The organism is Hymenobacter lapidarius, from assembly GCF_001816145.1.
Taxonomy (GTDB): Bacteria; Bacteroidota; Bacteroidia; order Cytophagales; family Hymenobacteraceae; genus Hymenobacter; species Hymenobacter lapidarius.
Window position 1 is genome coordinate 17242 of record NZ_MDZB01000103.1, and the last position, 25100, is coordinate 42341.

The following is a 25100-nucleotide window of genomic DNA, read 5'->3' on the forward strand; positions in this document are numbered from 1 at the left end:
CCTGTTTCCAGATTGGGGCTTTTTGCTGTGATCCCGCTGGGATTCGAACCCAGGACCCGTACATTAAAAGTGTACTGCTCTACCAGCTGAGCTACAGAATCGGTACCTTGCACTTCACAAGGGCGATACCCTGTTTGTGGGCACAAAAGTACAAGCACCTCTCGGATTACACAACCTTGATTCAAAAAAAAGTCTCTTCTCTTTCTTTAAGGCCCTTTTTACTGGGATTAATCTTCCTGCCTGTCTGTGGGTTGGGTGCAAACCTGCCCCAAAAAAAAATTACAAAGGATTCCGTATCCAGCCCTCCAGTGGCTTTGCAACGAGCCGATTCGCTGTTTTCGGAGGGGCAATACGCGGTGGCATTGCCAGCTTACAAGCAACAGGTGTGGCAGCAGCGCCGGGCCTCTCCCGAGTTGCTTTTGAAAATGGCGTACGCGCAGCAGCAACTGGGCCACTACCCGGCAGCTTTGCTCTACCTGAGCCTGGCCCAGGCGCGGGAGCCCCGCGTGCGCACTTGGCGACAGCTGGCCACTCTGGCGGCGCAGCACCGCCTGGTGGGCTACCCCATCACGTGGCAGCAGGAGCTGCGGGTGCAGGCCCAGCGCTACTACTACCCGGGCTTGCAGCTGCTGCTGGGCGGCGCGCTGGTGAGCGCCATCTGGCTGCTGTGGCGCCGGAGCCCGCGCACGGCGTGGGTGGGCTACGCGGTGTACCTGGGCCTGCTGGGGGCTTACCTCCACTTTCTGCGGCCCAAGCCGGCGGGGCTGGTGGCCCGGGCCGGGGCCGCGCTCATGGGTGGGCCCAGCGCCGGCGCGGCGTGGCTGAGCACGGCGGCCATCGGCGACCGCCTGCTGGTGCTGGGGCGCCAAGACATCTGGTACCGGGTGCAGTGGCAGCAGCGGGTCGCGTTTGTGCGCGAAGCCGATGTGCTGGTGGTGGAATGAGGTGAGATGGTGAAGTGGTGAGTTTGACGTTTTGCTCGCGCAAGCGGCGCGGTTAAAACGTCAAACTCACCACCTCACCATTTCACCCCCAGCGGGTACTTTTGTGGCATGTCTGCTGCGCTCACTCTTACTGCTCTGTACCTCTACCCTGTCAAATCCCTTGGGGGGTATGCCGTACCCGAAGCCGAGGTGACGGCCCGAGGCCTGCGGCACGACCGCCGCTGGCTGCTGGTGGACGAGTGCAACCGCTTCATGACCCAGCGGCAGCTGCCCGAGCTGGCCCTGCTGACGGTGGCCCCGGCTTACAATGGCTTTATGATTAGCCACCGCCAGCGGCCCGATTTGCTGCCGCTCTTCATTCCCTTGGAGGCTACGCCGGAGCGCACGCTGTTCGTCACGATTTGGGACGACATGGCCTGGGCCTGGCGCGGCACGCCCGAAGCCGACGAATGGCTGGCCGAAGCCCTGGGGCGCACCTGCCGGCTGGTGTACATGTCGGACATGGTGCGGCGCGAGGTGGAGCCAGAGTTCAACCCCGAAGGCCAGCTGGTGAGCTTTGCTGATGGCTACCCCTTTCTGCTCATTGGCGACGCTGCACTGGCCGATTTGAACACCCGCCTCGCCCAGCCCGTGCCCATGAACCGCTTCCGGCCCAACCTGGTGTTTGGGGGCGGCGCGCCCTACGAGGACGATGCCTGGGAAAACTTCCAGATTGGCGCCGTGCCGTTTCGGGCGGTGCGGGGCTGCGGCCGCTGCGTGCTCACGACCATCGACCAGCAGTCGGCCACCAAAAGCCCCGTGGGCGACCCACTGCGCACCCTGGCCACCTACCGCCAGGTAGAAGGCAGCACCATGTTCGGCCAGAATGTGACCGGGGCCGGGGTGGGGCGCTTGCGCGTGGGCGATGCCGTGACGGTCCTCAGCCGCAAATAACGCGTCAGACGGTGCCTTTGGTACCTGCGGACTGCAACTTGAGGAGCGGCAATGGCGTTCTGCTTTTCCGGGCCGCATGCCTGGCAATTCGCATGGAACTCGATTATCTGCTGCACTTCCTGGCCCGGCTGGCGGCCAACAACACCACGGAATGGATGGCGGCCCACCGCCCCGACTACCAACGGGCCCGCGCTGCCTGCACCGAACTGGTGCGGCAGGTGCTGGCCGGAGTAGCCCCCACCGACCCCGATTTGGCGGACCTGACCACGGCGGAGGTCCTGTTCCGGCTGCATAAGAACGACCGGGCCCACCGCGACCCGGAGCCCTACAAGCGCCGCATGGGTGCGGGCCTGAAGCTGGGCGGCCGCCACGCGCCCCGGGCGGGCTATTTTGTGGCCATTCAGCCCGAGGGGCGCAACTGGCTGGGGGCGGGCACCTTCCACCCCACGCCGGCCATGCTGGCGGCCATCCGGCAGGAAATTCACTACAACGGCGACGAGTTTCACCGGCGGCGGCAAACACCGGCGCTGCTCGCCCACTTTCCCGACGGCCTCGACACCACCGGCCCGCAGCTCACGCGCCCGCCACGGGGCTACTCGGCCCAGGACCCCGACCTGGCGTGGCTTCGCCTCAAAACCTACGGTGCGGGTCGTTTTTACACCGATGCGGAAGTGCTGGCCCCTGATTTTGTGGCGAAAATTGTGGCCGGCATCGCCGCGGCCCGCCCACTGGTGGATTTTTTAAACGAGGCGCTGCCGGTAGCGGAACGAAACGGCATTGGTGCTGAAACGAGGTAGCTTACCTGAATTTTTAGCACGCCTTCAGAACGGTCCGGGCCGACTGGAGCAACGAGAAAAAAGCCCCACTTTCTGATGCAGAAAGCGAGACTTTTTTCGTGCCAAACAGTGAAGCTTAGCGGCGCTCCAAGGAGTTAAAACAAGCCGAAGAGCGTGTTATTAATCTTGTCAATGATGCTGCCGAGGTCCTCGGGGTTGCGCACGTAATCCAGCTCGCTCACGTCTACGATGAGGTGGCGGCCGGCGCTGTAGGTGCTAATCCACTGCTCGTAGTGCTCGTTGAGGTTTTTGAGGTACTCGATGCTGATGCTGTTCTCGTAGTCGCGGCCGCGCTTCTCAATCTGGCTGATGAGCTTGGGCAAATCGGCGCGCAGGTACAGCAGCAGGTCAGGCGGAGCCACGAGGTCCACCATCGACTCAAACAGGGCGTAGTAGTTGTTGTAGTCGCGGGTTTCGAGCAGGCCGGAATCGTGCAGGTTGGCGGCGAAAATGTGAGCATCTTCGTAGATGGTGCGGTCCTGAATGATGCCTTTGCCGGCCTTCTGCAGCTCCTTGATGCGCTGGGTTTGGCGGAAGCGGCCATTAAGGAAGTACACCTGGAGGTGGAACGCCCAGCGGGGCATGTCGTGGTAGAAATCCTTCAAGTAAGGGTTGTCGTCCACGTCTTCCAAAAATACTTCCCAGCGAAAATGCTGGGCCAACTTATGGGCCAGCGTGGTTTTACCGGCCCCAATGTTGCCGACGATGGCAATGTGCATGCGCTATGAACGAAAAAGACGAGAGAAAAGCAGAGACCCAAAGGTAGCAGCACGGCCCTATACTACCCCAATCATTGCGCACTAGCTATATTTACCAGCATCAGGGGAATTTTGCTGCCTTACCCATGCTCTCCGGCCCTTCTACCCAGTTGCTTACCCTGCAGGACGACCACGGCCTGGCCCTGGCCGAATACTCCTTTTACCCGGCCGATGAGCTCTTGCACGTGCGTTGGCACGGCCACCTCACCGGGGCAGAAGTCATCCGCGGCGTGCGCCAGGGGGAACAATGGCGCGACCAGCTCCGCTTCTCCCTTATTCTGAACGACAAGAGCAACACCGGGGGCGACTGGAGCGACGCCCTGCCCTGGCTGCAATACGAGTGGCTGCCGGTGGCCGTGGCGGCCGGCGTAAAAGCCCTGGCCTATGTGTTTTCACCGGACCTGGAGAACCAGTTCGCTACCCAAAAATTTGTGGCGGCGCTGCGGCCGCACATGGCCATTGAGCTGTTTGAGGACTGGGATGTGGCCCTGGCTTGGCTGCAGCAGCAGGGCGGCAGTCGCCCCGCTGCCCCGCCGCCCCTCCCGTAGCAGCAGCAGCAGGGATTATTTGTCGGTTCTGTCTTTGGCCTGCCGGGCGCCGCGCAGGGAATGAAACTCGCCCTGCATGGTGCGAATACGCAACCGCTCTTCAATAGGCAGCGCGGCGCGCACCTGCTCGTAGCGCTGGTTGAGGCGGGCCAGCACGATGGCGGCGTTGTCCCAGTCGGGGTAGCTCCAGCTGCGGCGCTCGTCGCGGGTGGTGCCAATGAACCGCTCATATAGGCCGGGGAGCTGCTGGGCTTCCACGCGGGCCAGATTCACGTCGGTTTTCAGCAGGTGCTGCTGGATGAGGTCGGAAGAAGCGGCGGCGCGGCGCGGAGCAGCCTGGGGCCGGGGCCGGGCTAGTAGGTCGCCCGAGGGGCGGGCACCGGTGAGCTCGCCGCGCTGGTGCTGGCTGTCGGCGGCGGAGCTTTGGGCGTGGCTGAGCACGGGCAGGCTGGCCAGCAGCAGCAAAAGACAGGAGGCAGATTTCATAAGAAAGCAAAAAGAAAAACGGGAATGGGCGCTTTAACGCAAGGAGCGGGCCAATCGTATGGAATTGGGCGGGCCGGTTTCGGTTTTTTGGCCCCAATTTCGTGTTTTACTGCTTATGACTCCTGACGCCCCCATCGCGCCGCCGCGCATAGCGCCCGCCACGCTCCACGACATCCCGACCATTATCCAGCTGGCCGAAGCGACCTGGGAGCCCACTTACCGGTTCATCATTTCGCGCGAGCAGATAGACTATATGTACCGGGTGATTTACACGCCGGCCTCGCTCAAGCGGCAGATGGCCGAGCAGCACCACTCGTTTTTGCTGGCCTACGTGGCCGGCGAGCCGGCTGGGTTCGCGTCCTTCAGCCCCTTGCCAGCCGAGGAAGAGGCCGGCACTGGCTACAAGCTGCACAAGATTTACGTGCTGCCCACCCGGCAAGGCCAAGGCCTGGGCGTGCACCTAATTGAGGCCGTTGAAAACGCGGCCCGCCAGGCCGGCGGCACGTTCCTGGACCTGAACGTGAACCGCTACAACCCCGCCATTGCGTTTTACGAACGGCGTGGCTTTGCCCGCCAGCGCGAAGTGGACGTGGCCATCGGGCCGTATTTCATGAACGACTACATCATGCGGAAAGAATTATGAGTTTTGAATTATGAGTTATGAGTTGTTTCGGACATGAAGGCGAGCATTATTCAGCAGAAGACGTATGATTTTGCCTCGCGCATCATCAAAGCTTATAAGTTTTTGGTGGGTGAGCAGCAGGAATATGTCCTGTCCAAACAACTTTTGCGCAGCGGTACTTCGATTGGGGCCAACGTGGAAGAAGCCCTAGCAGCCAGCTCTACTGCTGACTTCATTCACAAACTAAACATTGCTGCCAAAGAAGCGCGCGAAACTTCTTATTGGCTGCGCTTGCTGCGCGACAATGATTACCTTCCCGAAGCAGCTTTCGAATCGATACACGCCCATAATGCAGAGATTATAAAAATCCTTTCCAGCATTTTGATAACCACCAAATCCAAAACATCGCCCGACTCATAATTCATAACTCTCAACTCATAATTCCTAAAATGTCCATCAAACTCACCGTTCTCTCCAATGGCTCCCTCCGCGTAGAAGGCGAAGACATTGAACTAGTTGACGCCCAAGGCCAGCCCTACGGGCTGGGCGGCCGCCAGCGCATCAGCATCTGCCGCTGCGGGCTCTCGAAACAGAAGCCGTTTTGCGACGGCTCGCACAAAGGCCATTTCGAGCACGACGCCGTAGCGTTTGACTTGCCCGCGCCTAAGCCAGCTGTGTAGTTTGACTACAACGTCTCAACACAAAAAAAGCCTGCTTTTCAGCAGGCTTTTTTTACAAATAATTGGCTCTAACAGTCAAACAGCAAGACTTAGAAGCCGCTCACATTGAGACGACCGTTGGTGACGCACTTGCCGGTCATCGAAGCCGTAGGAGTGGCGCTGTTGAGGATGGCTGCCTTGATGGTGGCCGCCGAAGCGCCCGGGTTCTGGGCGGCGTACAGGCCCGCCGCGCCGGTTACGTGCGGGGTCGCCATCGACGTACCGTTGTACGACTCGTAGATGCTGAAGGCCGTGCTGGACCAGATAGCCGAACCGGGGGCACCGATATCGACCGAAGTGGCGCCGAAGTTGGAGAACGAGGACTTGTCCCCGAGCTTGGTGATGGCGGCCACGGCAATGACGTTAGCCGACGTGTAGCTTGACGGGTAACTCGGCGTGGCATCGTTGTCGTCGCCCACGCCGTCGCTGCCGCCGTTGCCGGCCGCCGCAATAAACAGGATGTTGGCCGTGTTGGCACGGTCAATGGCATCCTTCAGCGCCTGCGAGAAGGCGCCGCCGCCCCAGGAGTTGTTGCTGGCCACGATGTTCATGCCGTGGCGCGCTTTCAAGTCGTTCAGGTAGTCCACGGCCTTAATGGCGTTGGACAGGCTGCCGCCGCGGCGGCCCAGGAACTTGCAGGAAATGATGGTGGTGCTCCAGTTCATGCCGACCACGCCCTGGCCGTTATTGGCCTTGGCGCCGATGGTGCCGGCCACGTGCGTACCGTGGTCGTCGGTGCCGCCGGAGCTGCCGCCGTCGTAAACGGTGTTGTTGTTGCCGTCGAAGTCCCAGCCGTGGATGTCGTCCACGTAGCCGTTGCCGTCGTTGTCGATGCCGTCAGCCTTGTCAAACGGGTTGGTCCATACCTGACCGTCGAGGTCGGGGTGGGTGAACTGAATGCCCTCATCAATCACGCCCATCACCACCGAAGCCGAACCGGTGTGGCCCGCGGCCCAGGCGTTGGCCGCGCCGCTGCCGAACTGGTTGGCCGGCGAGGACGTGGCGCTGTACATGCCCCACAGGGAGCCGTCGGTATACTTGGGGTCGGTGGATACGGCCTGGTGGGTGTAGATGTAGTTGGGCTCCACGTACTCCACTTCCTCGCCCTTAAGGCGGCCAATGGCTTCGGCCGCGGCCAGAGGCGTGCGCACCACCAACACGGCTTCTTTCTCACCCGCCCGTTGCATGGCTTTGGTGAGGATGGTTTCGGCCACCTGGCCGTTTACCCGAGACAAGGCAGCATCCCTGGCAGTGGCCGAAGTGCCGGCTTTAAACTTCACCAACACCTCGTTGGCAATATAATTCACACCGGGCTGACCGTACTGGCTGGCATCGCTGCTCACGGCATTTGTCGTGGGCTCGGGAGCTTCTACACTCTTTTCGCAGCTCGACAAAGCGAAGGCGGAAAACAGGGCCGCAGCCATTAGGGGTTTGCCAGTTAAGGCGAGGTAGTTCATTTTCATAAAAAGAATTTTTTTGGGGTTGACGAAAAAATTTGTGCGTGTGGGTATTGAAAAGATATTTGCAATGTATGGGTATATCTTTCATATTAATAACATTTTTATCAAAAATGCCCGAATAAATTATTAATTAATCAATTAATTAAATTTAACCAAAAAATACTTCAAACCCAACATATTGCAAATAACCCATAAAAAGCTCTCCGCTGAAACAATTCAGCCGGCTTCAAATTAAACCCGCACCACCATTTTTAGCCTGCTGCAGCAGCGGCTTGATTTATAGCTCAGAATGCCCTGTGATGGCTTTTTGCGACTAGCCCAACCCGCCGAAAACCATTTCATGCGGTGGCTAGTCTCCATTTTCGCCCGGTGGCCTTGCTTTCTAGGCGAGCTTGGCCCCGGCTCCCAGCATGAGCCACAGGTTCTGGCGCACGATATCGCCCATCGAGTCGCATTTATCAAAGCCTTCGGTGCGGTGGAAGCGGTTGAGCTCGGCTTTGAGCTGGGCCACTTTTTCGAGCGGGGCGAGTTCGTGGCGGCGCATTACGTCGAGCAGGTCGCGGAGGCGGTGGCGCTCGGCGCGGGCGCGGCGGGCCATCAGAGCGCGCTCTTCGGTTTGGTACTGGCGCAGGGTTTCGGGCTTGAGCAGCGTTGCGCAGAGGGCCACCACGGCGGCGTTGTCTTTGAAAAACTGCGGCAGGTACATCACCCGCCGGCCTTCGTAGCTCTGCTGGTCGAAGTCGATGGCGCGCACGCGGTACTGCTCGTCCTCAAAGTCGGGGGTTACGTCGATGACGTAGTTGTAGGCGCGCATGTCGCCGAGGAGGCGTACGAAGCAGCGCTCGTTGAATTTCACGAATTCCTTGGCGATGCGCACTTGGTTGATGTGCGGCTGGCTGAGGCGCAGGCGAATAAAATCGTCGCCGGGAATGCCGGCAATGTGCTCTTCAACAAGGGTATCGCCGTTCACCAGAAAGTTCATGGAATTGGGCGAGAGCAAGTGCTCCAGCTCCAAACCATAGAGGCGCGAGGCATCGGCCCGCTTTACGTAGAAGTAGTCGTAATTGTCGTTGAACAGATTGACGATGCGCACCCGAAACGGCCGGGAATTGCCAAACTCGCAGTAGTCAATGCGGTCGGCCACGAGGTGCTCGGTGAAGGACAGGTCGCCGGCCGTTTTCAGCAGCGCGTACACCTGCGTCAGGCCCTGGCTGAGCTCGCGCAGGGTTTGGGGCTCGAAGAATACCGTTTGCCAGAGGGTATCGCGCCCGGTGCGGTCGAGCAGCGGGAAGGAGTTGCTGAAGTGCCGCAGGTCGTCGTAAGACACCGGCAGCGGGGCCTCACGGTCGTAGGTGCGCAGGTACTCCCGCAGGGCAGGCGTGATAGGGTACGGCGGCTTTTTGCGGGAGATGTCCACAGCGGTGAGGTGGTGAAATGGCGAGGTGGTGATAAGAAAACGTCATGCTCATCTGGCGTCCGCGCAGTCCGGTCCAGGCGTCGTATTTGGCAATGGCTTTGAAGTCGAAGCCGCCGGGGCGGTCGCCGGTCACGTCGCCTTCGGTGGCTTGCTTGTAGAGGCCATAGAGCTGCAGCAGCACCGTGTTGGAGGGTTTGGTGGGCAGCTGCTGGGCGCGCTGGCTGGCGGCGTCGAATTCTTCCTGGGTGGTCATAGGAAAGGGTGAAATGCTATTGTTTTAAGTGGGGAGCCCCGTTGTACCTTGGCGGCTCACTTAAGCAAACGTATGACGCGCAAATTTATTCACACCTGGGCTACGGCCGCGCTTCTGCTCACGGCCCCCGCTGCTTTTGGCCAAAAGACCTACCTGCACTGCGGGCGCCTGCTGGATGTGCGCAGCGGCAAGCTGCTGAGCCAGCAAACCATTGTGGTAGAAAAGGACCGGATTGTGGCCGTGCAAAGCGGCTACACCGCCGCCGCTGGCACCCAGGACAAGGTTATTAACCTGACCAACCGCACCGTGCTGCCCGGCCTGATTGACTGCCACGTGCACGTGGAGGGCGAAACCAGCAAAGACAATTTCGTTAAGGATTTCACCCAAAACCCCGCCGACGTGGCCTACGAAGCCATTGAACACGTCAACAAAACACTGATGGCGGGCTTTACCACGGTGCGCGACTTGGGCGGCTCGGGCGTGAACGTGAGCTTGCGCAACGCCATCAACCGCGGGCTGGTGGTGGGGCCGCGCATCGTCACGGCGGGCAAGGCCATTTCGGGCACGGGCGGGCACATGGACCCCACCAACGGCTACCGCTCCAACCTGATGGGCGTGCCCGGCCCGGCCGAGGGCATCATCAACGGCCCCGACCAGGGCCGGCAGGCGGTACGCGAGCAGTACAAGCGCGGCGCCGACCTCATCAAAATAGCTTCCACCGGCGGCGTGCTCTCGGTGGCCAAAGACGGCTCGGCCCCGCAGATGACCGAGCCGAAATCCGGGCGGTGGTGGAAACCGCCCGCGACCTGGGCCTGGCCGTGGCCTGCCACGCCCACGGCGCCGAGGGGATGAAGCGCGCCATTCGGGCCGGCGTCACCAGCATCGAGCACGGCACGCTGATGGACGACGAAACCATGAAGCTGATGAAGAAATACGGCACTTGGTACGTGCCCACCATCACGGCGGGCAAGTCGGTGGCCGACTCCGCCAAAATCCCCGGCTATTACCCGGCCCTGGTCACGCCCAAGGCGCTGGCCATCGGCCCCAAGCTGCAGGGCACCTTCGGGCGGCCTACAAGGCCGGGGTTAAAATTGCGTTCGGCACCGATGCCGCCGTGTTTCGCCACGGCGCAAACGCGCTGGAGTTTGGCTACATGACCGAGGCGGGCATGCCGGCTGCGGAGGCCATCCGGAGTGCCACGCTGAGCGCTGCCGAGCTGCTGGGCCGCAGCAGCGACCTGGGCACGCTGGAAGTAGGCAAGCTGGCCGACATTGTGGCGGTGGATGGCAACCCGCTGCAGGATATTTCGGCCATGATGCGGCCGCGCTTCGTGATGAAGGCCGGGAAGACGTACCGGCAGGAATAACGCGGCGCTTCGGCGGTACGGCGGGAGAAGGAACGGGCCTGAACAAAGCCCGTTCCTTCTCCCGCTTTTGGTTGTGGGTGGGCCTGAATGGCTGCATACTGGCAAACTGATGGCGCAGCGGCGGCAGTGACGCCTAGCTACGCAGCTATTATTGTATTTCACAGCTAGTTATACCTTAATCCGAATACTACGCGAGGCATTCGCGGTGAATATGAAAGCCAGTGCCGAACTTTGGCTGGGGCAACTTATTTCCGCCCAAAAATCATTCTATTTTTCATGAAAAAACCCTCTTGCCGCTCTTGCTTGCGGCGCTACTGCTTGCCCACGGTACTGCCGGCGCCTGGGGTTTCTTTGGCCACCGCACCATTACGCAGGTAGCAGTATATGAGCTGCCCGCGTCGATGCAGGCTTTTTACTACCGGCACATGGCCGAAATTGTGCGCCTGAGCACGTCGCCCGACGAGCGCCGCAACACCGACCCCTCCGAAGCGCCCAAGCACTTCATCGACATCGACCATTACTCCGAATCCGACCCGTTTGGGCGCATGCCCCGGCAGTACGACAAGGCCGTGGAAAAATTCTCGGCCGACACGCTGAAGAAGTACGGCACCGTGCCGTGGGTGGTGCTGGAAACGCAGGCCAGCCTCACCGAGGCCTTCCGGATGCGCGACACGGTGGCCATCATCAAGTACTCGGCCGAGCTCAGCCACTACGTGGGCGATGCCTTTGTGCCACTCCACACCACCATCAACTACGACGGCCAGCTCACCGACCAGAAAGGCCTGCACAGCCTTTGGGAAAGCCAGTTGCCCGAGCGGTTTATCAACGGCTACAACCTGGTGGGCGAGCCGGCTAAGTACGTGAAGGACCCGCTGGCGGCCATTTGGGGCGTGCTGCAGGAAAGCTTCGGCTTCGTGGGCGAGACGTTTGACCGCGCCACCAAGATTGAAAAAGTGATGAAGCCCGACGTGCGCTTCACCTTCACGCACCGCAACGGCAAAACGTCGCGTCGCTACTCCGACGCCTTTGCCGACTCCTACGACAAAGCCGTGGGCGGCATGGTAAACTACCGCCTCAAGGGCGCGCCTACCCTGATTTCATCGCTCTGGCTGACGGCCTGGCAAGACGGAGGCAAGCCGAACCTCAACGAGCTGATGACACCCAACAAAACCAGCAAGGAGGAGAAGGACAAGCTCAGCAACGAGCTGGCGGCGTGGAAACGCAACACCCTGAGCAAGGACCAGCTGCTGCTGGCCCAGCAAAAACCCAAGAAGGTAGAAGTGGTCGACGAAATCAAATCGGCCAAGAGCATGGCCGACACGCCCGACGAAGCGCCCGAACCAATCCCGGTTCCCGAGGCCACAGAAGCGGCCCCGGCCGTTGACAAGCTCAAGGTGAAGACCAAAGGCAAGGACGGCATCGAAAAAATCAAGCAGAAGGGCAACGCGCCCGAGTAAGCGTGCTATTTTTTCTTAGCCCGCAGACGGTGCGAAGGAAGGCGCAAAAGCCGCAGAATGTTCTGCATCTTCCTCCGCACCGTCTGCGGGCTAAAATGCCCAGGATGTACTTTACGCCATGAAACGCCTCGTTTTTCTGCTACTGCTGGCTGCCTGCAACCAGGCGCCGCCCGCCACCGCGCCCGCCAAGCCGGCCCGGGAAATCCCCGGCCCCAACCTGGCCAGCCTCACCGACAGCGCCGCGCCCGCCGCGCTGCGGGCCTACGGGCGCCAGTACCCCGGCTCGGAAGTGCTCATTAAAACGCGCCTGGGCAATATCCGGGTAAAGCTCTACGACGACACGCCCGTGCACAAGGCCAACTTCCTGCTGCTGGCCCGCAAGGGCGTGTTCGACGAAACCATGTTCAACCGCGTGGTGAAAGACTTTGCCGTGCAGGGCGGCCAGACCTACGGCGCCCGCACCATCCGGCTGAAGCGCTACCGCCTGCCGCCGGAGTTTCGCCCCGACCATTTTCACAAAAAAGGCGCCCTGGGCATGGCCCGCTACGACGACGAGCAAAACCCCGGCCGCTTGTCTTCCAACACCGACTTCTACTTCGTGGTGGGCGAAAAGCTCGACCCCAACCAGTCGCAGGCCATGGCCGGCCGCAAGCTCACCCCGGCCCAGGTAAAAGCCTACGCCACCGTGGGCGGCGTGCCCTCGCTCGACGGCCAATACACCGTATTCGGGGAGATTGTGGAAGGCCAGGACGTGGTCGACAAAATTGCCAACGAGCCCGTGGAGCCCGATAAGTGGCCCATCAAAGACATTTCGCTCAAGGTAGAAGTGTTGAAATAGGCCTCAGCCCAATGGCCGGCGGCTCAGTCCAGCGGGTCGGACGCCATGAAGGCCTCCAGCAACGGGGCGAGGCTGCTGGCGTGGTTGGGCGCGAAATGTATCTGCTGCACAAACCGGTCGTAATCCGCCGATTCCACGGCGCGGAAGCGCATGGACCAGTCGGAAAAAGCCCGGCCCGGCACCGGGCCGTCGGCTATTTTGGTTATGCTGCGGTGCCGCACGTCGCGGGCAATGGTGGCGAAGAGCGAGCGGATGACTTCGCTGTCTCCTTCCAGTACCTGCAGCACGTTGCCCTCGCTGTAGAGCAGCACGCCGGTCACGCCCAGACGGGCGTTGGTGGCCCGCCAGTGCCCGAGTTGCCCACGCAGGTTGTCCTCGGTGAGTGGGGCAGTGGCGGTGCTGGTATAAACAAGGTGGTGCATGCGGCAGGAAACGTAATTAACCATCAAACCTAGGGACACTTGCCGGATTCTGCAACCAGAACGGTGGTGCCGGGCACATAAAAAGGCCCGTCCCCAAGGGGAACGGGCCTTCTTCTATCAAGAGGGAGAACAATTTCTCACCCTTGATTCAATCAGCACTATGCAATAAGCTTACCAAATTTTGGCGCGGTCGGCACCGGAGCGCACCATTTTGTCGCCTTCCTTGCAGCTAAAGGCCTTGTGGAACTCCGGCATGTTCTGCAGCGGGCCGATGGTGCGGTACTGGCCGGGCGAGTGCGGGTCGGTCTGGATGAGCTGACGCAGGGCCTCGGGCCGGGAGTTGGAACGCCAGATTTGGGCATACGCCAGGAAAAAGCGCTGCTCGGGCGTGAAGCCGTCGATGGCTTTGCCAGCCTTCGCCTGCGGGGTTTTCATGAACGCGGCGTAGGCAATGGTCAGGCCGCCGAGGTCGGCCAGGTTTTCGCCCATGGTCAGCTTGCCGTTCACGTGCACCGAGTCCAGCGGCGAGAAGGCATCGAACTGCTTGCCCACCACGGCGGCTTTGGTCGTGAATTTCTCGGCGTCTTCCTTGGTCCACCAGTCGCGCAGGTTGCCGTTCGAGTCGTAGTTGCGGCCCGAGTCGTCGAAGCCGTGGGTCATTTCGTGGCCAATCACGGCGCCAATGCCGCCGTAGTTCACCGCATCATCCGCCTTGGGGTCGTAGAAGGGCGGCTGCAGGATGCCGGCCGGGAACACGATTTCGTTCATCGGCGGGCTGTAGTAGGCATTCACCGTGGGCGGGGTCATGCCCCACTCGTTGCGGTCAATGGGCTTGCCAAACTTGCCCAGCCGCTCCTTCGACGACCATTCGGCGGTGGCGAAAAGGTTGTTCAGGGCGCTTTCGCGGCTGATGTTCAGGGCCGAATAGTCCTTCCACTTGTCGGGGTAGCCAATCTTCACCACGAAGGCGTTGAGCTTCTTCAGCGCTTCGGCCTTGGTGGCAGCGCTCATCCACTCGGTGGCCATGATGCGCTCGGCGTAGGCCACGCGCATGTTTTCCACCATTTGCAGAGCGCGGGCCTTGGCAGCGGGGCTGAAGGCCTCGTCCACGTAGAGTTGGCCGAAGGCCTCGCCCAGGGCACCGTCGGTGGCGCGCAGGGCGCGCTTCCAGCGGGGCTGCTGCTGCTTGGCGCCGGTCAGCACTTGCGAGAACTTGAAGCTCTCGTCACCGTAGGCCTTGGGCAGCGCGGCGGTCACGCTGCTCACCAGATTCCAGCGCAGGTACTGCTTCTGGTCGGCAATGGGCTCCTCTTTCAGCATGGCGCTTACTTCTTTGAGAAACTCAGGCTGGCCCACAATTACGTCCTTGGCGCTGGCTAAGCCGCTTTCCTTGAGGCGCAGGGGCAGGTTCAGGTTGGGGTAGTCGGCCGTGGCTTGCTCCACGGTCATCTTGTTGTAGTTGGCGTTGGGGTCGCGCAGGGCCACGCGGGTGCGGGTTATTTTGGCCATGCGCGTTTCGAGGCGGGTGACGGCAGCGGCGTTTTTCTCGGCCGTGGCCTGGTCGTCGCCCAGCATCTTAAATAGGTTCACCTGGTACGCCTGATAGGCGTTGCGGATGGCCTTAGAACGGGCATCATCCTTTAGGTAGTAGTCGCGGTCGGGCAGCGAGAGGCCGCCCTGGCCCATGCGCACGGCGTACTGGCTGCTGTTTTTGCTGTCCTGGGCCACGCCGAAGCCGTACCAGCCTTTGGCAAAAACCTTGGGGTCGGCGAGGTAGCGCTGGATGCCGGCCAGGTCCTGGATGGCGTTGATTTGGGCAAGGCGCGGCTGCAGGTACTTCAGGCCGGCTTTTTCGATGGCCATGCTGTCCATCGAAGCGGCGTAGAAGTCGCCCACTTTCTGGGCGTTGGTGCCGGGCTTGGCCGTGCGGTCGGCGGCCGATTTTTCCAGAATGCGGCGCTGGATGGCCTGGTTGCTATTGCCCAGCTCGTTGAACGAGCCCCACCGGGTTTCGGCGGCCGGGATGGGGTTGTTTTTCAACCACGTACCGGAGGCGTACTGGAAGAAGTCGTCGCAGGGCATCACCGACTTGTCAATGTTGGCGATGTTAATGCCAATGCCGGGCTTGCCGGTGCCGGCCGGTGCCACGGTCTTCTGCTTGCCCGCGCTGGACTTTGTTTTCACCTTGGTTTGGGCGTGGGCCGCGGAGGCCACCAACCCAAGCAGCGCCGCGGAAAAAGCCGCGCGCCGCACAAAAGAGAATTGATACATAAGTGAATGGGATGAGAGAAATGAAAAAAGAAAGAACGTCATGCTGAGCGTAGTCGAAGCATCTCTACCGCAATACTGAAATTAATTACTCTCGCGGTAGAGATGCTTCGGCTGCGCTCAGCATGACGTTCTGTTTTAACTGTTAAATCGTTCTTGGCAGCCTACCAAATCTTAGAGCGGTCGGCCTGGGCTCGCATCATCTTGCTGCCGTCTTTGCAGCCAAAGGCTTCGAAAAACTCGGGCATGTTCATAAGCGGGCCGTTGGTGCGGAACTCGGCGGGCGAGTGCGGGTCGGTCTGCACTTGCTGGCGCAGGGCCTCGGGCCGGGAGTTATTGCGCCAAATCTGAGCGTAGCCCAGGAAGAAGCGCTGCTCGGGCGTGAAGCCGTCGATGGTTTTGCCGGCCTTCGCCTGCGGGGTTTTCTTAAACGCAGCGTAAGCAATGGTGAGGCCACCGAGGTCGGCCAGGTTCTCGCCCATGGTCAGCTTGCCGTTCACGTGCACCGAGTCCAGCGGCATGAAGGCGTCGTACTGCTTGCCCACAATGTCGGCCTTGGCGTTGAATTTGTCGGCGTCTTCTTTGGTCCACCAGTCGCGCAGGTTGCCTTTGGAATCGTACTGGCGGCCCTGGTCGTCGAAGCCGTGGGTCATTTCGTGGCCAATCACGGCGCCGATGCCGCCGTAGTTCACCGCGTCGTCGGCCTTGGGGTCGTAGAAGGGCGGCTGCAGGATGCCGGCCGGGAACACGATTTCGTTCATCGGCGGGTTATAATAGGCATTCACCGTGGGCGGGGTCATGCCCCACTCGTTGCGGTCGATGGGCTTACCGAAGTGGCTGATTTGGTCTTGGTTGGCCCACACACGGGCCGCCAGCAGGTTGTTGAGGTACGACTCACGGCCGATGCTGAGCTTGGAGTAGTCTTTCCACTTATCAGGATAGCCGATTTTGACTACGAAGGCGTTGAGCTTGGTCAGGGCCTCCTTTTTGGTGGCCTCGCTCATCCAGTCCGTAGCCTTGATGCGCTCGGCGTAGGCCACGCGCAGGTTCTCAATCATCTCCTTGGCGCTGGCCTTGGCTTTGGGCGAGAAGGCTTTGTCTACGTAAAGCTGGCCGAAAGCCTCGCCCAGGGCCCCGTCGGTGGCGCGCAATGTGCGCTTCCAGCGCGGCTGCTGCTTTTTGGCGCCGGTCAGGGTTTGCGAGAACCGGAAGCTCTCGTCGCCAAACGCCTTGGGCAGCGCGGCCGTTACGCTGCTCACCAAATGGAAGCGCAGGTACTGCTTCTGGTCGGCGATGGGCTCTTCCTTGAGCATGGCGCTCACTTCCTTCATGAAGTCGGGCTGGCCCACAATCACCTCTTTGGCAGCGCCCAGGCCGCTTTCCTTCAGCACCAGCGGCAGGTTGAGGTTGGGGTAGGCGGCGTTGGCCTGCGCCAGCGTCATTTTGGTGTAGTTGGCGTAGGGGTCGCGCAGGTCCACGCGGCTTTTGCTGGCCTTGGCCAAGCGGGTTTCGATGCGCTGCACGGCGGCGGCATTGCTTTTGGCCGTGGCCTCGTTGTCGCCGAGCATCTTGAAGGTGTTCACCAGGTAGGTGTCGTAGGCGGCCCGAATGGCCTTCGAGCGGGCGTCGTCCTTGAGGTAGTAGTCGCGGTCGGGCAGCGAAAGGCCGCCCTGGCCCATCTGCACCGCGTACTGGGTGCTGATTTTCTCGTCTTGACCCACGTACGAGCCGTACCACACGCTGCCGGCGTGGGCCTTGGGGTCGGCCAGGAAGCGCTGCATCTCGCCGAGGTCCTTGATGGCCGCGATGCGATTCAGGTGCGGCTGCAGGTACTTCAGGCCAGCGGCTTCAATGGCTACCGAGTCCATGGCGGAGGCGTAGAAGTCACCTACTTTCTGGGCATTGGAGCCTTTGGGGGCCTTGGCGGCGTTTTTAGCGGCATCATTGAGAATGGCGCGGAGGGTGGCATTGTTATTATCGGCTAACTCATTAAAAGAGCCCCAGCGCGACTCAGCGGCCGGAATTGGGTTGTTTTTCAACCAGTTGCCCGAAGCGTAGTGAAAAAAGTCCTCACAGGGCTTCACCGACTGGTCGATGTTGGCAATAGTGATGCCAACGCCTTTCTGGGTGGTCTGGCCCACCGCGGTGGTAGCGACCAAGCTACCTAATCCGAGCACGGCCAGGCTAAGCCGCCGCGCAATTACAGTTGCAATCATATAAGAGTGTTGGGATGGGAAATGATGCCGTGAAGTTACAGACACCTGGCTCTTGCGACGGTTGCAGGGAGAGAATAAAGAACAGTAATTCCCTGTTTAGTCTAAAGAGGGTGAGGCTTGAGTCGCGGACGTCGGATGGGAGCGGCTAGAGAGCAGTTTGAGCTTGAATTATCCCATGGCCAGTCGCCCGGTTGTCGTTCAACGATTTCACCACCCCAGCTAGCGCTTCGCGCCAGCGTCCCCTCCTTAAAAAAGGAGAGGAGTGCGGTTTTTTCCGGCCCGGCTACGTCCCTCGCCCGTAACTTGCGCCCATGCCGCTCTACAACCGCCGCCCGGAGCTTCCCCCTACCCTGCCACCGGCTCCGCTGGGCCTGGCCGACCTGCTGGGCCGCGTGCGCCAGGCCCTGCAGCAGCAGCTGGCCGATTCCTATTGGGTGGTGGCGGAGGTGTCCGAGCTCACCGTGCCGCGCTTTGCCGGGGCGCACTGCTACCTCACCCTCACCGAGCAAACCATCGACAGCCGCGGCACGCCCGTCAAGGCTCAGGCCCGCGCCACGCTCTGGAGCCAGCGCTACCAGCAGCTAGCGCCGGCCTTTGAGCACCACACTGGCCAGCCGCTACGCGCCGGACTGAAACTGCTGTTGCGGGTGCAGGTGCGCTTTCACGAGCAGTACGGCCTGAGCCTCGACGTGGTGGCCATCGACCCGAGCTACACCGTGGGCGAGCTGGCCCTGCTGCGCCTAAAAACGCTACGGCAGCTGGAAGAAAAAGGCCTGCTTGAGCGCCAGAAGCTGCTGGTGCTGCCGTTGGCCCCGCAGCGGCTGGCGGTTATCTCCTCGCCCACGGCGGCGGGCTTCCAGGATTTTGTGCAGCAGCTCGATGAAGCGCCGTATGACTTTGCCCTCACCCTGTTTCCGGCGGCCATGCAGGGCGACGACGCCCCGGCCAGCATTCGGGCCGCGCTGGACGGGGTGCGGGCGCGCCGCAGCCAGTTCGACGCCGTGGTGATTATCCGGGGCGGCGGCAGCCGCACCGACTTGCTGGCCTTTGATGAATACGGGCTGGCGGCGGCCGTGGGCGCCTTTCCCCTGCCGGTGCTCACCGGCATTGGCCACGAGCGCGACGAGGCCCTGGTGGACCTCACGGCCCACCGCGCCCTGAAAACCCCCACCGCCCTGGCCGTGTTCCTGGTGGAGCGGCTGGGCCGGCTCGAAGCTGCTTTTATGGGCTATGGCGAGCGGGTGGTGGCCCTGGCCCGCGGCCAGCTCGGCCAGCGCCACGCCCGCCTCGACCAGCTCAGCGGGCGCAGCCGCTACGCCGCCCATCGGCAGCTCGATGCGGCCCGCGATGCCCTGCCACACCCGCGTCCGCCAGGCCGCCCAAGGCCCCCGCGAACAACTGCGCCGCTGGCCCAGTACTTGGGCCGCTACCGGCACCAGCTTCCCCGCGCCGCCCGCCGGGCGCTGGCTCGGGAGCAGCGCGGCCTACGGCAGCGCGGCCGCCAGCTGCTAAGCCGCTTCGCGCGTCACCACCGGCGCCGCCGCGAAAACCTTTTGCGCCGCCGCTTCCAACTGCAATTGGTGCTGGAGCGCCACCTGCACCGGGCCGAGCTGCGCCTGCTGGAGCTATCAATTAGCAGCCGGCAATTATCAGCCAGGAGCTAACCAGCGGCCGGCAAGCCACACCCCAATAACGGACAGCCAGCCCCAATGGCTGACCACGAACATCTGACAACCAGCAACTAACAATGACTTACCGCGAAGCCATCGAGGAATTAGAAACCATCCTGCGCGCCCTCGAGACCGATGCCGTGGACGTAGACGACCTCACCACCCGCGTCGAACGCTCGGCTGAATTAATTCGGCTATGCCGCCACAAGCTGCGCCACGCCGAAGCTTCCCTCGACCGCGTTTTCGACACCCTGGACGATGAAGACGAGGCCGACGAGCTGGCCGAGGACGAGGACGACCAGGAAGCCGATGAAGGCGCTGATGAGGACGAAAACGACGAGCACGACGACCTGCGCGGCGGGCCCGGCCGCGGCTGGTAGGAAGCCCAACCAACAGTGCCTATTACATCCTTATATTTACTCCTGCCTCCAATACAAACTTCTTTTTCTTCAATTGTTTCCAAGCGTGTTAATGGCAATTTGCACGAGGTAGCGACGCAATATCTTGCGTCTCGCCGTTGAATGACCGGAGCCGCGCCGTTCGGGCGTTATTGTTCAGCGACGAGCCGCAACATCCTGTGTCTCTCTCCGCTGTACCAAACCCATTGCGAAGAAAACGCAACCTGAACAGTTGCATGTATGCTACATGCCTTAGGTTGCACCCGCATCCATTAACCGACTGATTCTTTTTCTCTTCTTTTGTGCTACCTGTCCGGCAGGTGCCTGCATGTGACTGACTTTCCACCCTTATTACTTCTAACGCCTACGCTGCTCTTGCTGGTGCTTGGGCTGGTGTGGTTTGTGGTACGCTACCAGCGGATAAAACTGCGGCAGCAGCAGGAGCTGGCCCAGCTGCAGGAAGCAGCACAGCAGCAGGCACTGGCAGCGGCCCTGGTAGCGCAGGAAGACGAGCGGCAGCGCATAGCGGCCGAGCTACACGACGGCGTAGGCACCATTCTGGCCTTGGCCAAGCTCCACCTGTTTGCTCCTGGCAGCCCGCCCGCGCCCGAAGCCAGCGCCCTGATTGACCAGGCTGTGGCCGAAGTGCGCCGCATTTCGCGCAACCTGCAGCCGGCCACGCTGCAGCAGCTGGGCCTGGCTCAGGCCCTGCGCGCATTGGTGCAGGCCGTTCCCACCGAGAGCGGCCCCGAAGTGCGCCTGGAGCAGGAAGGGCCGCTGGGCCGTCTCATTCCCCCGCACGAGCTGATGGTGTACCGCATTGCCCAGGAGCTGCTCACCAACGGCTTGCTGCACGCCGATGCCCCGCACATCGTGCTGCGCGTGGGCGCCGTGCCGGGCCTGCTCACCCTCACCTACTCCGACGACGGCCAGGGCTTCGACCTGGCGGCGCTGGAAGAACTGCCCCCGCCCGGCCCCCACGGCCAGCCCGTGGGCATGGGCCTCATCAACCTGCGCAGCCGCGTGGCGGTGCTGGGAGGCCAATTGCATTATCATTCCGAACCAGGTGTGGGAACCCGCGTCGAGGCCATTTTGCCTGTTACGCTGCTGCCAGCCGGCACGCCCGCCCCTTCTTTTACCCTTAATCCATGACACCTACCTCCACTCCCGCGGCCGGGACCGTGCCAGTTCGCCTGGCCATCGTCGACGACCATATCTTGTTTCGCAAAGGCCTGCGGGCGCTGCTCAGCGGCTACACGGGCATTGAGGTAGTGTGCGAAGCCGGCAACGGCCAGGAGCTCCTCGAGCTACTGGACCAGGGCAGCCGCCCCAACGTGGTGCTGATGGACATGCAGATGCCCATTCTCGACGGCCTGCAAACCACCCGCCTGCTGCGTACTCAGTTCCCGGCGGTGCGCGTGGTCATCATCTCCATGCACGACGACCCTTCCCTGGTGAGCACCGTGCTAGCCGAAGGTGCCCATAGCTACCTCGTAAAAAACACCTCGCCCGAGGAGATGCGCAGCGCCGTGCTGGCCGCCGCCGCCAGCAGCGGCCAGTAGCTGCCGTGGCAGCGGCCCCGGCCGCGACACTTGCGCGGTTTCCGGTGCGTAGCGGCTCCGCCTGTCGTAGGGTACCGAAAAGCCCCCGCTTCCTATTCAGCGTAGGAAGCGGGGGCTTTTTTGGTAGTTAAGCCAGGGCCAGCCGTTGCTTAGAGCGTGGCCGACAGGCCCACCGTGAAGGTGCGGCCGCGGTTGAAGAAGGCCTGCAGCAGGTCGATGCTGCCGTTGTTGGAAGCGCTACGGTTCGAAACGTCGGTGAAGTAGAACTCATTGAACACGTTCAGAATGGAGCCTTTCAGCCCGAGCCGCACCTTGTTATTCAGGACGGGTTTGAAATCGTAGCCCATGTGCAGGTCGAAGTTGCGGGTGGTGGGCAGGCGGTACGAGTCGGTGCTGCTGGCGGGGTCGAGGATGGTTTCGGGGTTGAAATCGGCGTAGTACTTGGTGAAGAGCAGGAACGAGGGGCGGATGTAAGCGCCGCGGAACGGCTCGTAGCGCAGGCCAATCTGGAACTGGTTCTGGGCGGCGTCGCCCACGTGGGTACCGTCGAGGAACACTGGCTGGTCCACCAGGTCGGGATTTACGAAGGAGCCGTCTTCCTTGGTCTGGTTGAGCAGTCCTTTGCCGGTCCAGCGCCAGTCGCCCATGGAAATGGCGGCGTTCAGCTGCAGGCGGCGGCTGATTTCCTGCGCCACGCTCAGTTCCACGCCGGCGTGCCGGGCGTTCACGTTGCGCACGTTGCTGTACACAGCTTCGCCGGAAGCGTTGGAAAAAGAAGTGGTGGTTTTGTTGGACCACAGGGTGTAGTAGGCGTTCAGGGTCACTTTCAGGCTGGGGTACGAAATACCGTAGCCTATTTCAGCGCTTGAAATGCCTTCGGGGCGCACGTTGTCGTACTTGCGGCCGGCGTTGGTATACAGCAGGTTGAAGAACGGCACCTTGCTGTTGTAGCCCACGTTGGCAAACACGTTGTCGTGCTCGGTGATGTTGTAATTGGCACCTGCCTTCACGCTGTAGCCCGTGAAACGGGTCCAGTCGGTTTCAACCGGGCTGCCGTCGGCTTGCCTGAGCTGGAAGTAGTCGATGCGCTTGTACGCCACCTGCGAAAGCGTGGCGCTCACCACCGCCGAGAGCAGCGGCGTCTTGTATTCGAGCTGCGAGTAGCCGCCCAGCCAGCGGGTTTTGCCGTCGTAGTTGTAGCCGAGCTTGTCGCCTACCTGCAGGCGGGCCGCGGGGTCGGCGTTCCGGTCGCGGCCCGAGGCGGGCGCCAGCGCGAAATCAGCCCCCACCAGGTCGCGGATTTCGCGGTAGTGCAGGCCCGTGTAGTTGCGGCCGTCCACGCCCGCCGAGAAGGTCACTTTGTCGTTCACCAGGTAGTCGCCGCCCACCACGAAGCCGTACCAGCGGTGGCTGTTCACGCTGTTAATCAGGAACTGGGTGGCGCGGCGGGTGGGGTTCGGGTTGGGGTTGTTGGCCGTGGGCAGGCCGATGTTGTCGTCGTAAATCTTCTGAAAATCCGTTTGGCCGGTGGCGCTGTTTTGGGCGATGGTGGTGGAGTTGGTGGCGGTGAGGCCGCTGGAGCCGCCGCCCGTGCCATAGGAAGCATACAGCACCGTGGACACAAACAGGCGGTCGGTGGCTTGCCAGAGGTCGTTGAAGTTCACCTGGGGCTTGTGGTAGAAGTTGGTGCGCTCGTTCAGGACCTCCTGGCCGCGGCTGGTTTTCTGGCCATTCGGCCCCAGGCTGTAGCGGTCCAGCGTGCCCCAGTACGGGTTGTACTGGAAGCCGCGGTTGCCGTTGATAACGGGCTTGGCGCCGATTTCGCGGGCTTTCTCATCCGAATACACCCCCACCTGCGCGGGGAAGGAACGCTGCCCGTGCTTCTGGGGCGAGCCCAGGCCGGTGAGCGACAGGCTGTGCTTGCCCGCCCGCTTGCTGATAGTACCGAAGTAGGTGTAAGCGTCGTCGAACGCCTTGTCCACCCAGCCGTCGGAGGTGCGGCGCGAGCCGTAGACCGTGAACGCCCAGTTGCCCTTGAGCTGCCCGGAGCTGAGCATGAGCGAGTATTTCTGGTAGTTGTTGGAGCCGGTTTCCACGCGGGCCAGCACCGACTTCTTATCGTCGAAGCCTTTGGTGAGCACGTTGATGGTGCCGCCCACCGAGGGCACAGCAATCTTGGACGCCGACAGGCCGCGCTGCACCTGCAGCGACTTGGTTACGTCGCCCAGGTCCCAGTTGGACCAGAACACGTTGCCGTTTTCCATGTCGTTCACCGGCACGCCGTTGATGAGCACGGCCACGTTGCGCTGGTCGAAGCCGCGCACGTTGATGCGCGAGTCGCCGGTGCCGCCGCCGCGCTGCGTGGCGTACACGCCGGGCGTCTCGTTGAGAATCATGGGCAGGTCGCGGTTGGAGAGGGTTTCGCGGAGCTTCACCTCGCTCACGGCCGAAAAGGCCACCGGCGTGCTCCGCTCCTGGGCCTGCGCGGCCACCACGGTCACTTCTTCCAGGCTGGCGTTGTCGGGGCTCAGGGCGAAGGAAGCCACCACGTTCTGGGTCGATACCCTGACCGTTTGGGTGAGCGGCTTGTAACCAATGAAGCTGGCCTGCAGTGTGTAGGTGCCGGCGGGCAGGTTGGGGATTTTAAAGGAACCGTCGGCATCGGCGCCGCTGCCGGTGTTCTGCCCGCCGCCCGTTACCTGCACCGTGGCACCGGGCAGGGTTTCGCCGGTCACCTTGTCGAGGACGCGCCCTCGAATGGAAAACGTGTTCTGCGCCAGAGCCGGCAGCGCGAACAGAACCGTAAGTAAAACAGTAAAAAAGTGCTTCATACCTGAATAAAGAGCACCCGGCACACTCCGGGGACAACAAATATACAGCTTAGCGGGGACCAATATAAAGCCATGCTGGCGGCCCCGCCGGGCCGGCGCTACGCCAGCTCCACGCCCGGGTCCCAGAACAGCCTGGCGAACTCTACCACCCGGTCTTCCTCCACCCGCACGCCTTCGGCCTCCAGGGCTTCCTGCATGGCGAAGGGGGTGGCGAAGTGCAGGCGGCCGGTGAGGTGGCCCAGCCGATTTACCACGCGGTGGGCGGGCACGTACTGGTCGGCGGTGTGGGCGGCCATCATGGCGTAGCCCACGGTGCGGGCGCCGTGCCGGGCCCCCAGGTAGTGGGCAATGGTGCCGTAGGTGCTCACCCGCCCGGCCGGAATGAGGCGCACCACTTCGTGCACATCCTGGAAAAAATTGCGGGGCTTGGGGGCGGTTTGGGCAGTTGGCTTCATCGGGACGAAGATAGGTTTCGGTCCGGGTGATGCCGGCCTACGTCTATTTTATATAGAGGCGCGCAACCTTTCGGGCAAAATTTGCACTATATACGCTACCCCTACTCGCTTCCTGCTGCTTTGCGCGGGCGGTGGGCCCCGACCTAAACATCCGCCGCTATTTGCGCGTTCTTGCCACCTATGCCAGTTGAAACCACCACCGTTGCCCCTGCCCCGCAGTGGGATACGACGACCACACCGGGCCCGAGTGCGGCCCCTCCCCTGCCTGAGTACGAGCCCGAAACCCCGCCTTCCAAAAGCCGCGCCTGGCTGGGCTGGCTGATTGCGGCCCTGGTCATCGCGGGCTTGGTATTTGTAAAAATGAAGTACTTCCCCAGCAATGCGGGAGGCGATAAAAAAGGAGGCGCGGCGGGTGGCAAGGGCGGCAAAGGCGGGCCGGGCGGCGCGGGCGGCAAGGGCCAGCTGGTGCCGGTGCAGGTGTACGTGGTAGCCGCCACCAGCCTCACCGACCAGGTAGCCGCCACGGGCTCCGTGCTGGCCGAAGAATCGGTTATCATCAAAAGCGAGCTGTCGGGCAAAATCACCAGCCTCAACATCAGGGAAGGGCAGGCGGTGAGCAAGGGCCAGCTCCTGTTCAGCAT

The 25100-nt window shown here is 61.8% G+C and carries 23 protein-coding genes, 1 tRNA gene and 2 pseudogenes; 15 read left to right on the forward strand and 11 right to left on the reverse strand.

Annotated elements, in window-relative coordinates; all coding sequences use genetic code 11:
- Positions 1-28 precede the first annotated feature (28 nt).
- Positions 29-101: transfer RNA gene (locus BEN47_RS10295), tRNA-Lys, on the reverse strand.
- 207 nt (positions 102-308) lie between these two features.
- Between BEN47_RS10295 and BEN47_RS10300 the strand changes: the two genes are divergently transcribed.
- The 3 genes from BEN47_RS10300 to BEN47_RS10310 all read left to right on the forward strand — a co-directional run bounded on the left by BEN47_RS10300 (position 309) and on the right by BEN47_RS10310 (position 2674).
- Entirely contained in the window at positions 309-944 is a 636-nt protein-coding gene (locus BEN47_RS10300) for a tetratricopeptide repeat protein (protein WP_125921614.1), read from the forward strand.
- A 108-nt stretch (positions 945-1052) separates the two neighbouring features.
- A complete protein-coding gene (locus BEN47_RS10305; RefSeq protein WP_070728141.1) occupies positions 1053-1877 on the forward strand; it encodes an MOSC domain-containing protein in 825 nt (274 codons plus the stop codon).
- Positions 1878-1969: 92 nt separating this feature from the next.
- Complete coding sequence (locus BEN47_RS10310; protein WP_070728143.1) at positions 1970-2674, forward strand: DUF2461 domain-containing protein; 705 nt, start codon at positions 1970-1972, stop codon at positions 2672-2674.
- A gap of 134 nt (positions 2675-2808) precedes the next feature.
- Here the strand turns inward: BEN47_RS10310 and BEN47_RS10315 are convergent, their stop codons facing one another.
- A complete protein-coding gene (locus BEN47_RS10315) occupies positions 2809-3432 on the reverse strand; it encodes a deoxynucleoside kinase (RefSeq protein WP_070728147.1) in 624 nt (207 codons plus the stop codon).
- Between the two features lie 125 nt (positions 3433-3557).
- Here BEN47_RS10315 and BEN47_RS10320 point away from each other — a divergent pair, with 125 nt between their 5' ends.
- Positions 3558-4019 (forward strand): hypothetical protein, encoded by a 462-nt coding sequence (locus BEN47_RS10320; protein WP_070728150.1) that lies wholly within the window; start codon positions 3558-3560, stop codon positions 4017-4019.
- 15 nt (positions 4020-4034) lie between these two features.
- Here BEN47_RS10320 and BEN47_RS10325 read toward each other — a convergent pair whose 3' ends face one another.
- A complete protein-coding gene (locus BEN47_RS10325; protein ID WP_125921615.1) occupies positions 4035-4505 on the reverse strand; it encodes a hypothetical protein in 471 nt (156 codons plus the stop codon).
- Between the two features lie 115 nt (positions 4506-4620).
- Between BEN47_RS10325 and BEN47_RS10330 the strand changes: the two genes are divergently transcribed.
- From BEN47_RS10330 to BEN47_RS10340, 3 genes are read left to right on the forward strand one after another with little or no spacing between them, the layout of a single operon-like run.
- A complete protein-coding gene (locus BEN47_RS10330; RefSeq protein ID WP_070728155.1) occupies positions 4621-5148 on the forward strand; it encodes a GNAT family N-acetyltransferase in 528 nt (175 codons plus the stop codon).
- 33 nt (positions 5149-5181) lie between these two features.
- Positions 5182-5547 carry a four helix bundle protein gene (locus BEN47_RS10335; protein ID WP_070728159.1) on the forward strand — a complete coding sequence of 122 codons (366 nt, stop codon included), beginning with the start codon at positions 5182-5184 and terminating at the stop codon, positions 5545-5547.
- A 29-nt stretch (positions 5548-5576) separates the two neighbouring features.
- On the forward strand, positions 5577-5807 hold the full coding sequence (locus tag BEN47_RS10340) for a CDGSH iron-sulfur domain-containing protein (protein WP_070728162.1): 231 nt from the start codon (positions 5577-5579) through the stop codon (positions 5805-5807).
- Between the two features lie 89 nt (positions 5808-5896).
- On the opposite strand, the gene BEN47_RS10345 is transcribed toward BEN47_RS10340, so the two are convergent.
- From BEN47_RS10345 to BEN47_RS22650, 3 genes are all read right to left on the reverse strand, one after another.
- Positions 5897-7303 (reverse strand): S8 family peptidase, encoded by a 1407-nt coding sequence (locus BEN47_RS10345; RefSeq protein ID WP_070728216.1) that lies wholly within the window; start codon positions 7301-7303, stop codon positions 5897-5899.
- Between the two features lie 385 nt (positions 7304-7688).
- A complete protein-coding gene (locus BEN47_RS10350) occupies positions 7689-8723 on the reverse strand; it encodes a hypothetical protein (RefSeq protein ID WP_070728166.1) in 1035 nt (344 codons plus the stop codon).
- Positions 8647-8976: an acyl-CoA-binding protein gene (locus BEN47_RS22650; RefSeq protein ID WP_070728169.1), complete on the reverse strand. Its 330-nt coding sequence runs from the start codon at positions 8974-8976 to the stop codon at positions 8647-8649. Before BEN47_RS22650 ends, BEN47_RS10350 begins: the two co-directional genes overlap by 77 nt.
- Positions 8977-9048: 72 nt before the next feature.
- Between BEN47_RS22650 and BEN47_RS10360 the strand changes: the two are divergent.
- The 3 genes and pseudogenes from BEN47_RS10360 (at position 9049) to BEN47_RS10370 (ending at position 12637) form a co-directional block, all read left to right on the forward strand.
- A pseudogene (locus BEN47_RS10360) lies at positions 9049-10342 on the forward strand (metal-dependent hydrolase family protein).
- A 290-nt stretch (positions 10343-10632) separates the two neighbouring features.
- Positions 10633-11799, forward strand: a complete 1167-nt coding sequence (locus tag BEN47_RS10365) for a zinc dependent phospholipase C family protein (RefSeq protein ID WP_158010971.1) — start codon at positions 10633-10635, stop codon at positions 11797-11799.
- A 118-nt stretch (positions 11800-11917) separates the two neighbouring features.
- Positions 11918-12637 (forward strand): peptidylprolyl isomerase, encoded by a 720-nt coding sequence (locus BEN47_RS10370; RefSeq protein ID WP_070728173.1) that lies wholly within the window; start codon positions 11918-11920, stop codon positions 12635-12637.
- Between the two features lie 23 nt (positions 12638-12660).
- On the opposite strand, the gene BEN47_RS10375 is transcribed toward BEN47_RS10370, so the two are convergent.
- From BEN47_RS10375 to BEN47_RS10385, 3 genes are all read right to left on the reverse strand, one after another.
- Complete coding sequence (locus tag BEN47_RS10375) at positions 12661-13059, reverse strand: BLUF domain-containing protein (RefSeq protein WP_070728176.1); 399 nt, start codon at positions 13057-13059, stop codon at positions 12661-12663.
- 171 nt (positions 13060-13230) lie between these two features.
- Positions 13231-15330, reverse strand: a complete 2100-nt coding sequence (locus tag BEN47_RS10380; RefSeq protein ID WP_083322311.1) for a M13 family metallopeptidase — start codon at positions 15328-15330, stop codon at positions 13231-13233.
- A 161-nt stretch (positions 15331-15491) separates the two neighbouring features.
- Positions 15492-17543 carry a M13 family metallopeptidase gene (locus BEN47_RS10385; protein ID WP_070728179.1) on the reverse strand — a complete coding sequence of 684 codons (2052 nt, stop codon included), beginning with the start codon at positions 17541-17543 and terminating at the stop codon, positions 15492-15494.
- Between the two features lie 311 nt (positions 17544-17854).
- On the opposite strand from BEN47_RS10385, the gene xseA reads away from it, so the two are divergent.
- The 4 genes from xseA to BEN47_RS10405 all read left to right on the forward strand — a co-directional run bounded on the left by xseA (position 17855) and on the right by BEN47_RS10405 (position 21173).
- The gene (gene xseA / locus BEN47_RS10390) at positions 17855-19207 is read left to right on the forward strand and encodes an exodeoxyribonuclease VII large subunit (protein ID WP_070728182.1); all 1353 of its coding nucleotides are present in this window, start codon (positions 17855-17857) and stop codon (positions 19205-19207) included.
- A gap of 83 nt (positions 19208-19290) precedes the next feature.
- Complete coding sequence (xseB, locus tag BEN47_RS10395; protein WP_070728186.1) at positions 19291-19593, forward strand: exodeoxyribonuclease VII small subunit; 303 nt, start codon at positions 19291-19293, stop codon at positions 19591-19593.
- Positions 19594-19941: 348 nt separating this feature from the next.
- Complete coding sequence (locus BEN47_RS10400; RefSeq protein ID WP_070728190.1) at positions 19942-20763, forward strand: sensor histidine kinase; 822 nt, start codon at positions 19942-19944, stop codon at positions 20761-20763.
- On the forward strand, positions 20760-21173 hold the full coding sequence (locus BEN47_RS10405) for a response regulator (protein ID WP_070728192.1): 414 nt from the start codon (positions 20760-20762) through the stop codon (positions 21171-21173). The genes BEN47_RS10400 and BEN47_RS10405 overlap by 4 nt, the downstream gene beginning before the upstream one ends.
- Before the next feature lie 149 nt (positions 21174-21322).
- On the opposite strand, the gene BEN47_RS10410 is transcribed toward BEN47_RS10405, so the two are convergent.
- Together BEN47_RS10410 and BEN47_RS10415 are read right to left on the reverse strand one after the other, a co-directional pair.
- Entirely contained in the window at positions 21323-24004 is a 2682-nt protein-coding gene (locus BEN47_RS10410) for a TonB-dependent receptor (protein ID WP_070728196.1), read from the reverse strand.
- A 98-nt stretch (positions 24005-24102) separates the two neighbouring features.
- A complete protein-coding gene (locus BEN47_RS10415; RefSeq protein ID WP_070728199.1) occupies positions 24103-24459 on the reverse strand; it encodes an MGMT family protein in 357 nt (118 codons plus the stop codon).
- Between the two features lie 360 nt (positions 24460-24819).
- Here BEN47_RS10415 and BEN47_RS22040 point away from each other — a divergent pair.
- Positions 24820-25071, forward strand: a pseudogene (locus BEN47_RS22040) (efflux RND transporter periplasmic adaptor subunit); the annotation flags it as partial.
- Between the last annotated feature and the right edge of the window lie 29 nt (positions 25072-25100).

Bases quoted from the DNA above. Each gene is read 5' to 3' on its own strand.
- BEN47_RS10305 (WP_070728141.1), top strand. From the start codon at position 1,053: ATGTCTGCTGCGCTCACTCTTACTGCTCTGTACCTCTACCCTGTCAAA.
- BEN47_RS10310 (WP_070728143.1), top strand. From the start codon at position 1,970: ATGGAACTCGATTATCTGCTGCACTTCCTGGCCCGGCTGGCGGCCAAC.
- BEN47_RS10315 (WP_070728147.1), bottom strand. From the start codon at position 3,432: ATGCACATTGCCATCGTCGGCAACATTGGGGCCGGTAAAACCACGCTG.
- BEN47_RS10320 (WP_070728150.1), top strand. From the start codon at position 3,558: ATGCTCTCCGGCCCTTCTACCCAGTTGCTTACCCTGCAGGACGACCAC.
- BEN47_RS10325 (WP_125921615.1), bottom strand. From the start codon at position 4,505: ATGAAATCTGCCTCCTGTCTTTTGCTGCTGCTGGCCAGCCTGCCCGTG.
- BEN47_RS10330 (WP_070728155.1), top strand. From the start codon at position 4,621: ATGACTCCTGACGCCCCCATCGCGCCGCCGCGCATAGCGCCCGCCACG.
- BEN47_RS10335 (WP_070728159.1), top strand. From the start codon at position 5,182: ATGAAGGCGAGCATTATTCAGCAGAAGACGTATGATTTTGCCTCGCGC.
- BEN47_RS10340 (WP_070728162.1), top strand. From the start codon at position 5,577: ATGTCCATCAAACTCACCGTTCTCTCCAATGGCTCCCTCCGCGTAGAA.
- BEN47_RS10345 (WP_070728216.1), bottom strand. From the start codon at position 7,303: ATGAACTACCTCGCCTTAACTGGCAAACCCCTAATGGCTGCGGCCCTG.
- BEN47_RS22650 (WP_070728169.1), bottom strand. From the start codon at position 8,976: ATGACCACCCAGGAAGAATTCGACGCCGCCAGCCAGCGCGCCCAGCAG.
- BEN47_RS10370 (WP_070728173.1), top strand. From the start codon at position 11,918: ATGAAACGCCTCGTTTTTCTGCTACTGCTGGCTGCCTGCAACCAGGCG.
- BEN47_RS10375 (WP_070728176.1), bottom strand. From the start codon at position 13,059: ATGCACCACCTTGTTTATACCAGCACCGCCACTGCCCCACTCACCGAG.
- BEN47_RS10380 (WP_083322311.1), bottom strand. From the start codon at position 15,330: ATGTATCAATTCTCTTTTGTGCGGCGCGCGGCTTTTTCCGCGGCGCTG.
- BEN47_RS10385 (WP_070728179.1), bottom strand. From the start codon at position 17,543: ATGATTGCAACTGTAATTGCGCGGCGGCTTAGCCTGGCCGTGCTCGGA.
- xseA (WP_070728182.1), top strand. From the start codon at position 17,855: ATGCCGCTCTACAACCGCCGCCCGGAGCTTCCCCCTACCCTGCCACCG.
- xseB (WP_070728186.1), top strand. From the start codon at position 19,291: ATGACTTACCGCGAAGCCATCGAGGAATTAGAAACCATCCTGCGCGCC.
- BEN47_RS10405 (WP_070728192.1), top strand. From the start codon at position 20,760: ATGACACCTACCTCCACTCCCGCGGCCGGGACCGTGCCAGTTCGCCTG.
- BEN47_RS10410 (WP_070728196.1), bottom strand. From the start codon at position 24,004: ATGAAGCACTTTTTTACTGTTTTACTTACGGTTCTGTTCGCGCTGCCG.
- BEN47_RS10415 (WP_070728199.1), bottom strand. From the start codon at position 24,459: ATGAAGCCAACTGCCCAAACCGCCCCCAAGCCCCGCAATTTTTTCCAG.